Source organism: Nonomuraea sp. NPDC051191 (assembly GCF_044455665.1).
Taxonomy (GTDB): domain Bacteria; phylum Actinomycetota; class Actinomycetes; order Streptosporangiales; family Streptosporangiaceae; genus Nonomuraea.
Genome location: NZ_JBITEZ010000016.1, coordinates 119182 through 133581, shown reverse-complemented (window position 1 = coordinate 133581; position 14400 = coordinate 119182). Strand labels below are relative to the sequence as shown.

Here is a 14400-nt window from a genome sequence, read left to right as displayed (position 1 = left end):
GAAACTGGATAAAATCACTGCAGAAATGTCGTACTACGACGAGCACGACCAGGAACGATGGGTCCCGGAACCACCCGGCAACCCCGGACGAGGCGCGTTCGAACGCGACCGCGCCCGCGTCCTGCACAGCGCCGCGCTGCGCAGGCTGGCGGCCAAGACGCAGGTCGTGGGCCCCGGCGAGACGCTCGGCGGCGGCCAGCACATCCCGCGCACCCGGCTGACGCACTCGCTCGAATGCGCCCAGGTCGGCAGGGAGATGGGCGCCACGCTCGGCGTCGACCCCGACCTGGTCGAGACCGCCTGCCTGGCCCACGACCTCGGCCATCCGCCGTTCGGGCACAACGGGGAGGTGGCGCTCAACGCGCTGGCCACCTCGTGCGGCGGCTTCGAGGGCAACGCCCAGAGCCTGCGCCTGCTCACCAGGCTGGAGGCCAAGGTCCTCACCGAAGACGGCCGCAGCGCCGGGCTCAACCTCACCAGGGCCGCCCTCGACGCCGCCGTCAAATACCCCTGGACGTGCGAGAAGTCCCCGAAGTTCGGCGTCTACCACGACGACCTGCCGGTCTTCGAGTGGATCAGGGACGGCGCCCCGGAAGGCCGGGTGAGCTTCGAGGCCCAGATCATGGACTGGGCCGACGACGTGGCCTACTCCGTCCACGACCTGGAGGACGCGCTCCACTCCGGCCACGTCACGCCCGAGGCGCTCCAGTCGCCCGTCGAACGCGGCGCGGTGGCCCGCATCACCCGCACCTGGTACGCGCCCGGCGCCGACCTCAACGAGCTGGAGGAGGTCTTCGCCAAGCTGATCGCCGACCCGCTGTGGCCGCGCCGCTTCGAGGCGACGCTCGCCGACCTGGCCGGCCTCAAGGCGCTCACCAGCGGCCTGATCGGCCGGTTCTGCCGCTCGGCCCAGACGGCCACCAAGGAGGTCCACGGCGCCCGCCACCGCGCCGACCTCGTCGTGCCGCGCGCCACGCTGATGGAGTGCGCCCTGCTCAAGGGCGTCACCGCCCACTACGTGATGACCACCGAGGGCCACCACGCCAACCAGGCCAGGCAGCGGGAGCTGATCACCGAGCTGGCCTCGCTGATCACGCTCGGCGCCCCCGGCACGCTCGAACCCGCCTTCCGGCCCGCCTTCCTGGAGGCCCCCGACGACGCGGCCCGGGTGCGGGTCGTGATCGACCAGATCGCCTCCCTCACCGACACCTCGGCCGTGGCCTGGCACCGCCGCCTGTCGACGTGACGGCACAGGGCGGGTGAAACCGCTCCCACGAGCGGTCCCGCCGGTGGACCGGGCCGGGCGTCGTCACTGACCGAAGGGGGTCGACGTCGGCTCCGTCGTGACCGGATCGTCGTCCTTGGTGTCGTCGGTCCGCGGCTTCCTGGGCTTCTTGCTGGCCTGGGGCACCTTCTTGGACTTGCACTGGACCGCGCAGCGCGGCGTCTCGCCGAGCCTGCCGCGCAGCCCCAGCGTCTCCTTGCGCGGGGAGAGCGTGCGGTTGCCGGACCGCCAGGCGTCCAGGTAGTCCCACGGCTCGACCATGCCCCGGCGGACCCACCAGTAGGCCGGGCCGGTCTTCCAGGAGATCGCGAAGTAGAGGTTGGAGCCGGTGTCGCGGGCGTTGCCGGACCTGCCCACCCGGCCGAGCAGCTGCCCGGCCTTGACGCGCACCCCTGGCCGGACGCCGGCGGCGACGGAGTCGAGGTGACCGCCGAGGTAGCGCACGCCGTCGTCGCCGATGATCGTGACGAACCTGCCCTCGCGGTCGGCGCCCTTGTCGGTGGAGGGCGTCCACCGGTTCTTGACGTTGACCTCGTCCACGACGCCGCCCACGGGAGCGACGAACGAGCAGCCCTGCGCGGCCCAGATCGTCGTCTTGGGCAGCACGAGCAGGGCGCGCTGGTAGGTGCTGGCGCAGCCCTTGACCGGGAACGCGTAGGTGAACTTCGACAGCTTGGGCGGCGGCACCTTGACCGGGTCGTCGCCCTTGGGCGGCTGCTCGGCGCCCTGGTCGGACGGGCCGGGTGAGGGGATGGTGGCGGTGACCGCCGGCGTGGGGGTGGGCGTGCTCGTGGCCGGGGCCGTGGAGGGCGACTGGGCGCTGACGCCCGCCACCCCGGTCGCCTGGGCGCAGGCGCCGGTGAGCAGCACGGCGGCGACAGCCACCCACCGTGCGATATGCCCGGAACGCATAGTTTTCCTCACCCGTGTCACCGTTTCCACCGACAACCCTCACCTTTGTAGCCGACCACGGGACTCCGCATCACCAGTTTCCCGCTTTAGCAACCCAGAGGTGACGCGCGTCTTCCCCGGCCGTCCACCGCCCGTGCCTCGCCGTTCACCGGCCGCGGCACAGCCCGCGGGGGGCGGAACCGTCGGTCGGGCGGAATAGACTCACCGGCGTGGCTGGCCGGATCCGTGATGTCGACATCGCGCTCGTACGTGAGCGTTCACCCATCGCCGACGTGATCGGCGAACACATCCAGTTGCGCAACGCCGGAGGGGGCAACCTCAAGGGCCTGTGCCCCTTCCACGACGAGAAGAGCCCGTCCTTCAACGTCACCCCCGAGCGCGGAATGTACTTCTGCTTCGGCTGCGGCGAAGGCGGCGACGTGATCACGTTCGTCGAGAAGATCGAGCACCTGCCGTTCGGCGAGGCGGTCGAGCGGCTGGCCCAGCGGGCCGGCATCCAGCTCCAGTACGAGCAGGGCGGCTACGTCCCCAAGCGCGACCACGGCGAGCGGGCCCGGCTGATCGAGGCCCACCGGGTGGCCGCCGAGTTCTACGCCGAGAAGCTGTTCGGGCCCGACGCGGCCCCGGGGCGCCGGTTCCTGTCCGAGCGCGGGTTCGAGCGCGCCGACGCCGAGGCGTTCGGCGTCGGCTACGCCCCGGCCGAGTGGGAGGCGCTGGCGCGTCACCTGATGGGGCGCGGGTTCAGCGCCGACGAGCTGGTCAAGGGCGGCCTGGCCAAGGAGGGCAGGCGCGGGCCGATCGACCGGTTCAGGGGGCGGCTGATCTGGCCGATCAGGGACGCCACGGGTGACGTGATCGGATTCGGCGCCCGCAAGTTGCTCGATTCCGACGATGGCCCGAAATATCTGAATACGCCTGACTCGCCGCTTTACAAGAAGAGCCAGGTCCTTTATGGCATTGATCTCGCCAAACGAGAGATCAGCAAGCGCGCCCAGGCGGTGATCGTCGAGGGATACACCGACGTGATGGCCTGCCATCTGGCCGGCGTGCCGACCGCGGTGGCCACCTGCGGCACGTCGTTCGGCGAGGAGCACATCAAGATCCTTCGCCGGTTCCTGCTCGACCAGGCCGAGTTCCGGGGCGAGGTCATCTTCACCTTCGACGGCGACGCGGCCGGCCAGAAGGCGGCGCTGCGGGCCTTCGCCGACGAGCAGAAGTTCGTCACGCAGACCTACGTCGCGGTGCAGAGCGACGGGCTCGACCCGTGCGACCTGCGGATCAAGCAGGGCGACGCGGCGGTGCGCGACCTCATCGCCAGCCGCGAGCCGCTGTTCCAGTTCGCCATCAGGAGCACCATCTCCCGCTACGACCTGCGCAGCAACGAGGGCAAGATCGCCGCCCTCGACGCGGCGGCGCCCATCGTGGCCGGGATCAAGGACGTCGGCCTGCGCAAGCGCTACGCCATCGACCTCGACCGCTGGCTCGGGTTCATGGACGAGCGGTTCGTCATGCAGCGCATCGGCGAGGTCGCCAACACCCAGCAGGGCCGTCCCCAGCGCGCCCCCAAGGCGGCCCCCGTCGATCCGAGCGTGCGGGTGGAGGGCGAGCTGCTCAAGCTGGCCGTCCAGCGGCCCGCGCTGCTCGGGCCGCGCTTCGACGCCCTCGACCCGCAGGCGTTCACCGCCCCCGACCACGTCGCGCTGCACAAGATCGTCCAGGCCGCCGGAGGCGCCGGCTCGGCCGGTCACGGCGGCCGTGAGTGGGTCGACCGGCTGCTGGAGCACGCCCACGACGAGGGCGCCAGGGGGCTCGTGACGAGGTTCGCGGTGGAGCCCATCCAGGCCGACGCGCACGCCGAGGAGCGTTACGCGGGGGCCATGCTGGCGGCCATCGAGGCGATCGCGGTCGACCGGGCCATCGCCCAGGTCAAGTCCCGCATGCAGCGCCTCAACCCGGTGGAGGAGCAGCAGGAGTACAACAAGCTGTTCGGCGAGCTGGTCGCGCTGGAGCAGCAGCGCCGGGTGCTGCGCGACCGCGCCGCCGGAAGCTGACCGCGGGGGCCTTTGATAACAGTTCGGCAGCGGGGGCAGGCGGTGAACCAGAGTGGTTGACCGGGGAATTCCGGCCGGCCCGCGCTGCCGTGAAGGCGCATCTCGGGCATTGCGGGCAGCGAAAGAGATACGTCCGGCCGTCATGCCTCGCCGGACGTCTGATTCCAGACCGCGTAATTGACTTTTCTTTCCTGATCAAACTCCGGCCAAACCTTTACTCGATCTCAATTCGGTAATGCTGATCGTCTTACCTTCCGCAACAAAAATGGGTCTGCCATTTGATGGAACCAATACTGCAGACTGTCTCCCGTGGGTGCATCGGTGCTGCCAAGCGGGCCGCCATCGGTAGATCAGGTGGCGGACCTCGTCGCGAAGGGAAGGGAGCGCGGAAGCGTAACCGTCGATGACGTCGCCGCCGCGCTTGACCGATCCGAGCTGCCGTCCGACGCGCTGGAACGCGTCGTGCGGATGCTCGCAGAGAACGGCGTGGAGGTCCTTGAGCCCCAGGGCGACGAGGAATCCACCCGCGCCGATGAGGAGGACGTAGGCAAGCGGGCGCCGACCAGCGATCTCGTCCGCATCTACCTGCGCGAGATCGGTCGCGTCCCCCTGCTGACCGCCGAGGAGGAGGTGGAGCTCGCCAAGTCGATCGAAGCCGGCCTGTTCGCCGAGGACAAGCTGGCCACCGGGGTCTCGCGCCTGGCCTTCCCGGAGTTCAGGGAGCTCGTCTGGCAGGGCACCAGGGCCAAACAGCGGCTCATCGAGGCCAACCTCAGGCTCGTGGTGTCGATCGCCAAGCGCTACGTCGGGCGCGGCATGCTCTTCCTCGACCTGATCCAGGAGGGCAACCTCGGGCTCATCCGGGCGGTCGAGAAGTTCGACTACACGAAGGGCTACAAGTTCTCCACCTACGCCACCTGGTGGATCAGACAGGCGATCACCCGGGCGATCGCCGACCAGGCGCGCACCATCCGCATTCCGGTGCACATGGTGGAGACCATCAACAAGCTCGTCAGAGTGCAGCGTCAGCTCCACCAGGATCTCGGCCGCGAGCCCATCCCCGAGGAGATCGCCAAGGAGATGGACCTCCCGGTCGACCGCGTGGTGGAGATCCAGCGCATCGCCCAGGAGCCGGTGTCCCTGCAGTCGCCGATCGGCGAGGAGGACTCCGACCTCGGTGACTTCATCGAGGACGCCGACGCCGTCGTGCCCATGGAGGCCGCCGCCTTCATCATGCTGCAGGACCAGCTCGACGACATCCTGGCCACGCTGTCCGACCGCGAGCAGCGCATCATCCAGCTCCGCTTCGGCCTGGCCGACGGGCATCCGCGCACGCTGGAGGAGGTGGGCAGGGAGTTCGGCGTGACGCGGGAGCGCATCCGGCAGATCGAGTCGAAGACCCTGGCCAAGCTCCGCCACCCGACGCGCGCGCAGATGCTCAAGGACTACCTGGACTGACCCTTCGACCCCGCGACGGGCCCGGCGAGCGCGCCGGGCCCGTCCGCATGCCGGAGCCGGTCCTTCAGGAGCAGCCCTCGAACTGCGGTACGGCGATGTTGTCCAGGTTCAGTCCCGCCTTGCCGAACCACTTGTGCAGCAGCTTGCCCGCGGTCCCGTCCTGGTACATGTCGGTGATCGCCCGGTTCACCGCCTCGCAGCCGGGCACGTCGTCCTTGTGCAGGCCCACCCCGGTGCGCTGCTCGTTGAACTGGGCGTTGGCCAGCCGCAGCCCCGAGCCGTCCTGGTTGGCCAGGCCGGCCAGGATCACGTCGTTGGTGGTCACGGCGTCCACCTGCCTGCTCTTCAGGGCGCTCAGGCACGACGCGTAGTCCTTGAACGGCACCAGCTCGGCCGCCACGCTGCGCTCCTTCACGACCCGCTCGGCCGCGTTCGAGCCCTCCACGGCGCAGATCCGGCGGCCCTTCAGCTCCCGGACGTTGTCCACCCTGTCGTCCGGCCGCGTCAGGATGTCCTGGTAGGAGACGTGGTACGGCCCCGCGAACAGCACCTTCGCCTTACGGTCCATGCTGATCGTGTACGTCGCCAGCACCAGGTCGGCCCGCCCCTGGACCAGCACCTTCTCCCGATCGCCCGCCAGCACGGGGATCAGCTTGAAGTCCTTGCCCAGCCGCTTGGCCACGTAGCGCGCGACGTCGACGTCGAAGCCCTCGAAGGTGCCGTCCGGCTTGCGGAAGCCCACCGACGGCAGGTCGGGGCGGACCGCGATGACGAGGGAGTCCTTGTCGAGGATCGACTCCCGGTCGCCGGTACCGCAGGCCGCGGTGACCACCGCGACCAGGGCCAGCGCCGCTACCAGTGCCCGCTTCAACGGTACTCCTTGAGTCTCGGCCACACCCCGGCGATCATCAGCAGCCCGATCCCGGCGATCGCGAACGGCAGCAGCCGCCACAGGTTGTCCAGCGCGTTCTCGCCGGCGTCGATGGCCCGGTCGAAGGTGTGCTCGTGCCGGTCGGCCAGCGCCACCAGGGACCGGTCGTAGGCGTCGAACGCGGCGGTGACCGGCCCGAGCTTGGCGGTCACCGCCTCGGCCGTCCGGCCGGCCAGCGCCAGCTCCCGGAAGGAGGTGTCGGCCTGCTGGAAGGCCTTGTACGCGTCCAGCACGCGCCCGCCCTCCACGCCGGTGAGCTCGGGCCCCAGCATGCCCAGGGCGTCCCCGGAGTCGCCGGCCACCTTCGCGTGGTACTGGGTGAGGTTGCCCGACTCGTAGTAGACGACCGACTGCGACTTGTCCAGGAACGTGTGCTCGTAGGTGTCGGCGCGCTCCTTGTCCAGCAGGTACCGGCTCTGGTCGCCCTGCATGCTGTTGCTGATCGCGCGGGCCTTGGCCAGCGTCAGCACCGAGTCGAAGCCCTGTGCCTTGGCCGTGCGCAGGTCCTCCTGGTCCTGGCCGAGCACGTTCGCGCCGAGGATCAGCGAGACCGCCGTGGCCAGCGTGGCGACCAGCAGCGCCGGGCCGAACACCCGGCGGAAGCGCCGGGCCAGGAAGACCTGGAGCCAGATCAGGCAGCCCAGCGCGAGCAGCCCGGCCAGCAGCACCGCGGTCCGCAGCAGCGGGACCCAGGCGTTCTTCTCGTCGTAGGTGCTGCGGACGATCGTGCCGCTCTCCAGGGTCAGGTTGTAGGCCTGCGGCAGCAGCACCAGCCGCATCAGGTCGGTGGCCTGCCGGTAGGTGCCCACCACGTTCTCCGGCGGCGCGCCGGGCGCGTGCCGGGCCTGCTCGTTCAGCAGGAGCGCCTGCCCGGCGAGCCGTTCGTAGCGGCCGAGCCCGTCGAGCACCGACTGCACGGTCCGCCGATCGGCCGCGTTGTCGCCGGCCAGCTCGAACGCCTTCAGCAGCGCCTGGTTGGCCTCCGAACGCCGCCGCTCGTACCGGTCGACGGCGACGCGGCGCTGCTGGCCGTACTGGTCGCCCATGACCAGCGCGTTGGCGACCTGGGCGTCCATGTCGCTGAGCGCCAGGTAGAGCCCGGCGGTGGCGACGACCTGCGGTCCGGCGTCGCGGCCGATGACCTGCAGCCCGTCGCCGGCGGTCAGGCTGCCGACCCCGAGCGCCGCGAACAGCAGCGCCAGCGCCGCCACCGTCACGCCGGAGATCACGCGGATGCGCCCGGGCACGCTGCGGTGCGGCGGGGGCGCGGCTCCCGCCTGGAGCAGGGGGCCGGGGTTCTGCACCAGGGTCACGGCGTTCCCTCCCTGATGGTGATGACGGTCCAGGCGCCCAGGTGGATCCGGTCGCCCGGCCCGACCCTGACGGGCGTGTTGATCTCGACCGTCCTGCCGTTGACCTGGGTGCCGTTGGCCGAGCCGGGGTCGACCAGCGTCCACGTGCCGTCGGGCCGGCCCAGCAGCACGGCGTGCAGGTGCGACACGCCCGGGTCCTCGGGCGGGCCGGTCAGGTCGATCTCCGGCGCCAGGTTCCTGGCCCTGCTGCGCCGCCCGATGCGCACCTGCTCGCCGACCAGCCCGAACGAGCGCTCGGGACAGTACGGCGGGAAGGCCATGCGCGCCGCGTCGGGGCCGCCCTCGGCGACCACCTTCTCGTAGTAGGTGCGGTCGGCGGCCGCGACGGCCTCCCATCGCGCCCCTCGCACGGGGATCGGGACGCCGCCCCCGCCGCCGGTGAAGTCGTGGCCGCACACCTCGCAGAACTGCCCGGCGCGCGGCGTCTGGCAGACCGGGCAGGCGTCGTCACCGCCGCCGGGGGCCGCCGCCGTCGCCTGGGGCTGGGACGGGGCGGCGGTCCCGCCCATCTGCGCGCCGCAGACGTCGCAGTAGTCGTCGGAGCCGGAGGCGTGCCCCTGGGGACAGGTCGCCATCAGCCCTCGTCCTTACGCAGCCGGCTGGTGCGGACGGAACCGGTGTCCAGCTCGATCTCGTCCGCCTTGTCCACGTTCCTGCGCAACCGGGCCGTGCCGGTGGCGGGATCGACCTCCACGACCTTCTCCAGCAGCCGGGCGGTGTCCTCGCGACCCGACTCGGCGGCCAGTTCCCTGGCCTTGGCCAGGCGCGCGGTCGCGGCCTCGACGTCGCCGGCGGCGCGGGCGCTCAGGCCGTCCTGGATGAGCTCGTGCAGCTCGGCCTGGCCGGTGTAGTGGGCGACCTTCCGGTTGATCTGCGTGGACTGCGCCAGGTCGTCGGTCCACTGGGCCAGCACGTTGCCGCTGGCCACGACGTCCTGGGTGTCGGGGCGCACCAGCTTGACCCAGCCCGCCCTGATCTCCTGGCCGATCTGGCCCGGCGGCACCTCCACGCACAGGTGGTACTCGCGTTGATCCTGGCCCCACGAGCCGGTCGGGTAGTCGCCGGTCAGCGGGTTGACGTCGGTGCGCTTGCCGGTCAGGTCGAGCAGCGTGGGGGAGACCTGCTTGACGAACTTCAGCTTGGCCGTCTGCGGCACCCACACCCGCAGCGACAGGTCCGCCACGGTCTTGCTCATCGACGTCTGCGTCACCCGGCGGAAGAACTCGGCCAGATCACTCTGGTTCCGTACGAACTCGAACGAGCCGAGCATCGCCTCGGCGACCTTCCGCAGCTCGGCGGGCACCCAGTCGTCGCCCACGCCCAGGCTGTCGCAGACGAACTTGCCGCTCCACCCCTGCAGCACGGCCCCGAACACCTCGGGACGCTCGTTGTTCTGCCCGTCGGTCATCAGCAGCGCGTGCCTGATCGCGTTCGGGTACGCGCTCAGCAGGTGCCCGGCCAGCTTCAGCCACTCGCCGATGGCCGTGCCGCCGTGCGCGAGCAGCCGGCTGATCGCGCGCTCGGCCTCGGCCCGGGTGGCGGGCGTGGATCTGACCAGGTTGGCGTTGCCGCCGGGGTAGACGACCTTGGCCTTCTCCGTCCCGGCGATCACCGCGAAGTACACGCCGTCGCGCAGCGCGTGCACGGCCGCCGCCGCGGCCTGCCGGGCCTCGCGGATCTTGCCGCCGCTCATCGAGCCGGAGGTGTCGACGATGATGACCTCGGCCGCCTCGGTGGGCGCGGCCTGGGCGAAGCCGCCGCCGGAGGAGGCCACGGTGAGGACCGCGTGCACCTCGCGGGCGTCGGTGGACAGGTACTTGTTCTGGTCGATGTTCAGCGTGAACGTGGGCTGGTCACCCATGCGTTTCTCCTAGGGGGATGAGAACGATCGTCACGTTGTCCTGGCCGCCGGAGGCCAGTGCGTGGCGCAGCATCTCGCGGGCCATGTCGAGAGGGGTTCCCGTGTGCGGGAACCGGTAGCCGTCCAGGTAGCGCCACAGCCCGTCGCTGCACACCAGCAGCAGGCCGGGCGCCCCCGGGGCGAGTGTGCGCACATGCAGCGACACCTCGCCGGAATCCGCGCCGAGCCACGCGGTGATCTCGCCGGTCGGGACCACGTCGTCCTCGGTCAGCAGCACGCCCTGCCCGGGGTCCGCGCCGGGCAGCCAGTACGCCCGCGTGTCCCCGGCCCAGCTCAGCGTGATCCCGCCGGGGCCGGCGACCGCGGCGACGTAGGTGCAGGCGGGGGCGTCGTCCACGGACGTGGCCAGCGCGGCCACGGCCTTGCCGGCCAGCTCGAACGCCTCCTGCGCGGACGTCCCCCTGGCCAGGGCGGCGCCCGCGGTCTCCACCGCCGCGGCCGAGGCCTGGTCGGCCCGCGGCGAGCTGCCGACGCCGTCGCACACGACCGTCACCACGGCGTCGCCGGTGGTCAGCAGCGCCACGGCGTCCTCGTTGCGGGCCCGCCGCAGCCCCCGGTCGGTCACGGCGGCGGCCCCGCCGTCGAGCACGGTCTCGGCGTGGTCCCGGCCGGTGGGCTGGCGCACGCCGCAGCGTTCGCAGTAGCCCTCCGGGTCCACCGCGGCCGCGCCGCAGGAGGTGCAGACCGGCGCGCCGAGCGCGTGCCCGCACCGCTCGCAGTAGACGTCCCCCTGGACGACCGGGGAGGCGCACATCGGGCAGCTCTGGGCGTTCGGTACGGGTTCCATCACAGCCACGTCCTCGGTCGTACGGCGTTCGCCTCGTCGATGAGCGCGTGGCGTTCGTGGCGGGAGCCGGCCGCCACCGCGAGCTTCCTGAAGATCGACTCCAGCCGCCTGCGCAGCCCCGGTTCGGTGAAGTCGGCCTCGGCCAGCTTCGTCCCGGGCGGCGCGGGGTTGTTCTCCAGCCAGGCCAGCGCGCAGCGCAGCAACTCGGTGGTGAGCAGGTCGCGGCGGCGCGGGTCGAGGTCGACCAGGTTGGCCAGCCGCCCGGCCGCGCCGACCAGGTCGGCCGCGGACAGCGTGCTCAGGTCGGTCCGGCGGAACGCCGAGGCGGCCAGCGCCACCTGCGCCGCCACCCGGTAGCTGGAGGTGGGCGGCACCTCGTCCAGGACGTTGACGCGGCCCGTCCTGGCCAGCCCGAACGCGGCGCTGACGTAGGAGTGGTCGGTCCGCCAGACGGCGTTGTACCAGTGGGCCGACTGCCTGCCCGCGCATTCCAGCGCGAACGCCAGCGCCAGCTTGGGCGCGAGCTCGCCGGGCAGCGCCGACACGCACGCGTCGAACATCGTCACCGCGGTGTCCGTCTGGCGGGTGGCCAGCGCGAGCACGCCGCGGTACCAGGTCGTCCGCCAGTCGCCGGGGAGCTGACGTTCCAGCTCGGCCAGCGCCGCCGGCGTCTCGGCCGCGCCCGCCTCGGCCAGCAGCCGGGTGCGCATGAGCCGGGTCTCGGGCGTCGGCGGCATCGCCGAGAGCTGGTCGAACAGCTCCTTGCCGTCGAACCCGACCAGGCCCGCCAGCGGGCCCGCCGCCGGGTCGAGCGGATCGACATGCGGTACCGGCAGCTCGACCGCGACCGCGGCCGGGTCGAGCGGGCCGAACACCTCCTGGCGCGAGTCCGACAGCGCCGTCCACACGGCCGAGCGTTCGGGCCCGAACAGGGTCGAGGGCGCGGGGAAGGGCACGCCCTCCTCGGCCGCGCTGATCTCCCGCAGCACCCCGACGAGCTGCTCCTCCATCTCCCAGGCGCTCTGGAACCGGTCGGCGGGGTTGGGCGCGGTGGCCTTGCGCAGCAGCCGGGCGAACGACTCGTGCCCGCAGTCCTGCGGCAGCGGGCTGGCCACGCCGCCCTTGGCCGGGCTCCAGGACGGGATCGCCAGCACCGCCAGCGTCCTGGCCACGGTGTAGAGGTCGGAGGACACCGACGAGGGATGGGTGTCCAGCTCGGGCGCATGGTAGCCGACCGTCGCCCAGGACGTGCCGGGCGGGGAGCCGATCGGCTGGACGGCCCCCAGGTCGATCAGCCTGAGCCGCCGGCCGACCCTGATCACGTTGGCCGGCTTGAGGTCGCAGTAGACCAGGCCGTTCTCGTGCAGGTAGCCGAAGGCGTGCAGGATCTCCCGGCCGTAGATCAGGGCCTCGCGCAGCGGCAGCGGGCCCTTGCGGCGCAGCTCGTGCAGGGACTGGCCGCCGACGTACTCCATGACGATGTAGCCGAGGCCGCCGGAGAGCTGGAAGTTGAGGATCTTGACGATGTTCGGGTGGTCGACCGTGGTGAGGAACTTGCGCTCGGCCTCGGCCGCCGCCAGCGCCTCGGCGTCGTTGGTGTTGAGCAGGCCCTTGAGGACGACCCAGCGGCCGTCCAGGTTCTCGTCGGCGGCCAGGTAGATCCAGCCGAGACCGCCGTGGGCCAGGCAGCCGAGCACCCGGTACTGCCCGGCCACCATGTCGTCCTTGCCCAGCTTCGGGGTGAACGAGTACGGCGTGCGGCAGTGCGGGCAGAACCCCTCCGTCAACCCCGGACGGCCCTGCCGGGACCGGCCCACCGGCTCCCCGCAGGCCGGGTTGGCGCAGAACCGCTTCTCCTCCGGCACCTGCGGATCGGCCATCACGGCCGTCGCCGGATCCCGGTACGGGACGGACGGCAGGTCGGCGATGCCGCCCAGCACCCCGGCCCGCGACCTGCCGCTGCTGCTCACCGGCGAGGTCAGCGACCGGCTCACCGGCTGGGTGTTCACCGGGCCCGAGAGCGGCCCCGAGATGGGCCCTGACACCTGCTGGGGGACGGACACGGGCGCCGGTGGCGCGGCCGCCGCGTTGCCGCACAGGTCGCAGTAGCCGTCCTCGATGGTGCCGGTGCAGCCCGGCTGCGCGCAGCGGGTCATGGCTTACCTCCGTGTATCGCGCGCTGGTAGGTCTCGACCGCGGCGGCAGCCTCGGTCAGGTCGCAGGGGGCGGTCCACAGCAGGGATCGTGCCCGCTCGAAGCACGCGGTGGCGGCGGGGTCCTCGGCCATGCCCTTGCGTACCGCCATGGCCTGGCAGGCGCCGAGCCGGCCGCGTAACTCGTCGCGTCTGCCGACCAGCCCGTACAGGGCCTTGGCGGTGGCCCGCGCCCGGTCGGCCGCCTTCGCCGCCTCGCTCTCCACGGCCGCCAGCCGCCTGGCACGTACCACCCAGGTGTCGGCCGAGGCGTCGAGCGCGTCCAGTTCGCCGGTCAGCTCCTCGACGCGGCTGCGCGGCCGGGCCTGCGGCGGCAGGGCGATCTTGACCACCACCGCGCCGTGGGCCAGCCTGGCCTCGCTCTCGGCCGCGCGTACCCGGTCGAGGGCCGCGACCAGGTCCTCGCGGCGCCTGGCGTACTCGCGCTTGACCACGATCGCCTGGTCGACCTCCGCGCGGGCCTCGGCCAGCGCGCGGGCGACCCCGCCGAGGTCGGGGCCGACGCCCGCGCCGAGCGGGTCCGAGAGCAGGGCCGCGCGCATCCGCCGCAGTTGCGACTCCTGCGCGTCCAGGCCGGCGCTCTCGCCCAGCTCGCGTTCCAGGTCGCGGAGCTCGCGCAGCGCGCGGTCGGCGTCGTCCAGCCGGGGCAGGACGGCGTTCCAGACGGCGTCGATGTCGTTGAGCGCCGAAGTGACCTCGCGGAACGCGCCGTCCATGCGGGCCACGGTCTCGTCGAGGGTCAGCCGCTCGTCGGCCTCGGGCAGCAGCGAACGCTGCTCGACGGGCTTGGCCGCGGCCCGCAGCACCACGGACGGCCCCGAGAGCAGCCGGGTGAGCTCGTCGAGCTGCTCCGCGCCCGGCTTCGCCCGTACGGCCCTGACCTGCTCGGCCTCGCGCAGCACGGCCCGGTAGGCGTCGTTCAGCAGCCACAGCCGGGCCAGCGCGGCCTGGACGGCGGTCCAGCGCTGCCGCGTCATCCCGTCCAGCGCCGCGCCCTTGAGCAACTGGTAGGTGGTGTGAGATTCGAGGTCGAGCAGGTCGCCGGAGATCCGGTCGCGTTCGTCGGCCCGAGCGCGCAGCGCGTACTCGGCGCCTTCCCTGCTCATGGGCGGTCCCAGACTCATCACGCTCCCCGTGAAGAGGGCCCCCGATGCCCCGGTGGTTCTACCGGATCAACGGGAGGCTTGACCGGTTGGTTCCAATGGGTAGGGGTGACCCTGACTTGTCCCTGATTCAACCCTCGGTCACCTGCAAACGGCTTAAAGGATCTCCTACCGTGGAGACATGGCACGCATCCTTCTGATCATCGCCGCGATCATCGTCGCACTGCTTCTCGTCGGCCCGCTCGTGGGTTTCGTCTTCACGCTTCTCAAGTGGGCTCTCATCATCGGCGCCGTCGTCCTCGGTGTCACGTTCGTCTCGAAGTGGGCCCAAAGGCCGTAGCTTCCGCCCGCTTCCCAAGGCATAGT

General features: G+C 71.7%; 12 protein-coding genes. 4 read left to right on the top strand and 8 right to left on the bottom strand.

From position 1 onward, the window contains the following. Positions 1–25 precede the first annotated feature (25 nt). On the top strand, positions 26–1246 hold the full coding sequence (locus tag ACIA8R_RS39840) for a deoxyguanosinetriphosphate triphosphohydrolase (RefSeq protein WP_357693935.1): 1221 nt from the start codon (positions 26–28) through the stop codon (positions 1244–1246). 63 nt (positions 1247–1309) lie between these two features. Here the strand turns inward: ACIA8R_RS39840 and ACIA8R_RS39835 are convergent, their stop codons facing one another. After that, positions 1310–2170, bottom strand: a complete 861-nt coding sequence (locus tag ACIA8R_RS39835; protein ID WP_357693933.1) for a M23 family metallopeptidase — start codon at positions 2168–2170, stop codon at positions 1310–1312. A gap of 236 nt (positions 2171–2406) precedes the next feature. Between ACIA8R_RS39835 and dnaG the strand changes: the two genes are divergently transcribed. Together dnaG and rpoD are read left to right on the top strand one after the other, a co-directional pair. Beyond that, positions 2407–4248 (top strand): DNA primase, encoded by a 1842-nt coding sequence (dnaG, locus tag ACIA8R_RS39830; protein WP_397042689.1) that lies wholly within the window; start codon positions 2407–2409, stop codon positions 4246–4248. A gap of 354 nt (positions 4249–4602) precedes the next feature. After that, positions 4603–5706, top strand: a complete 1104-nt coding sequence (rpoD, locus tag ACIA8R_RS39825) for an RNA polymerase sigma factor RpoD (RefSeq protein ID WP_397042687.1) — start codon at positions 4603–4605, stop codon at positions 5704–5706. Between the two features lie 64 nt (positions 5707–5770). On the opposite strand, the gene ACIA8R_RS39820 is transcribed toward rpoD, so the two are convergent. Genes ACIA8R_RS39820 through ACIA8R_RS39790 form a run of 7 tightly spaced genes read right to left on the bottom strand, consistent with a single transcriptional unit; the run spans position 5771 to position 14037 of the window. After that, the gene (locus tag ACIA8R_RS39820) at positions 5771–6577 is read right to left on the bottom strand and encodes a transporter substrate-binding domain-containing protein (RefSeq protein WP_364086908.1); all 807 of its coding nucleotides are present in this window, start codon (positions 6575–6577) and stop codon (positions 5771–5773) included. Next, entirely contained in the window at positions 6574–7950 is a 1377-nt protein-coding gene (locus ACIA8R_RS39815; protein WP_397042685.1) for a hypothetical protein, read from the bottom strand. The genes ACIA8R_RS39820 and ACIA8R_RS39815 overlap by 4 nt, the downstream gene beginning before the upstream one ends. After that, positions 7947–8585: an FHA domain-containing protein gene (locus tag ACIA8R_RS39810; protein WP_357693925.1), complete on the bottom strand. Its 639-nt coding sequence runs from the start codon at positions 8583–8585 to the stop codon at positions 7947–7949. The genes ACIA8R_RS39815 and ACIA8R_RS39810 overlap by 4 nt, the downstream gene beginning before the upstream one ends. After that, positions 8585–9871 (bottom strand): VWA domain-containing protein, encoded by a 1287-nt coding sequence (locus ACIA8R_RS39805; protein WP_397042683.1) that lies wholly within the window; start codon positions 9869–9871, stop codon positions 8585–8587. Before ACIA8R_RS39805 ends, ACIA8R_RS39810 begins: the two co-directional genes overlap by 1 nt. Continuing rightward, complete coding sequence (locus ACIA8R_RS39800) at positions 9864–10718, bottom strand: PP2C family serine/threonine-protein phosphatase (RefSeq protein ID WP_397042681.1); 855 nt, start codon at positions 10716–10718, stop codon at positions 9864–9866. Before ACIA8R_RS39800 ends, ACIA8R_RS39805 begins: the two co-directional genes overlap by 8 nt. Further along, entirely contained in the window at positions 10718–12874 is a 2157-nt protein-coding gene (locus ACIA8R_RS39795; protein ID WP_397042679.1) for a tetratricopeptide repeat protein, read from the bottom strand. Before ACIA8R_RS39795 ends, ACIA8R_RS39800 begins: the two co-directional genes overlap by 1 nt. Then, positions 12871–14037: a hypothetical protein gene (locus ACIA8R_RS39790; RefSeq protein ID WP_397042677.1), complete on the bottom strand. Its 1167-nt coding sequence runs from the start codon at positions 14035–14037 to the stop codon at positions 12871–12873. Before ACIA8R_RS39790 ends, ACIA8R_RS39795 begins: the two co-directional genes overlap by 4 nt. 178 nt (positions 14038–14215) lie before the next feature. Between ACIA8R_RS39790 and ACIA8R_RS39785 the strand changes: the two genes are divergently transcribed. Next, on the top strand, positions 14216–14374 hold the full coding sequence (locus ACIA8R_RS39785) for a hypothetical protein (protein WP_397042675.1): 159 nt from the start codon (positions 14216–14218) through the stop codon (positions 14372–14374). Positions 14375–14400 lie beyond the last annotated feature (26 nt).

Coding starts and splice junctions, on each gene's coding strand:
- ACIA8R_RS39840 (WP_357693935.1), top strand. CDS start 26: ATGTCGTACTACGACGAGCACGACCAGGAACGATGGGTCCCGGAACCA.
- ACIA8R_RS39810 (WP_357693925.1), bottom strand. CDS start 8,585: ATGGCGACCTGTCCCCAGGGGCACGCCTCCGGCTCCGACGACTACTGC.
- ACIA8R_RS39805 (WP_397042683.1), bottom strand. CDS start 9,871: ATGGGTGACCAGCCCACGTTCACGCTGAACATCGACCAGAACAAGTAC.
- ACIA8R_RS39800 (WP_397042681.1), bottom strand. CDS start 10,718: ATGGAACCCGTACCGAACGCCCAGAGCTGCCCGATGTGCGCCTCCCCG.
- ACIA8R_RS39795 (WP_397042679.1), bottom strand. CDS start 12,874: ATGACCCGCTGCGCGCAGCCGGGCTGCACCGGCACCATCGAGGACGGC.
- ACIA8R_RS39790 (WP_397042677.1), bottom strand. CDS start 14,037: ATGAGCAGGGAAGGCGCCGAGTACGCGCTGCGCGCTCGGGCCGACGAA.
- ACIA8R_RS39785 (WP_397042675.1), top strand. CDS start 14,216: ATGGCACGCATCCTTCTGATCATCGCCGCGATCATCGTCGCACTGCTT.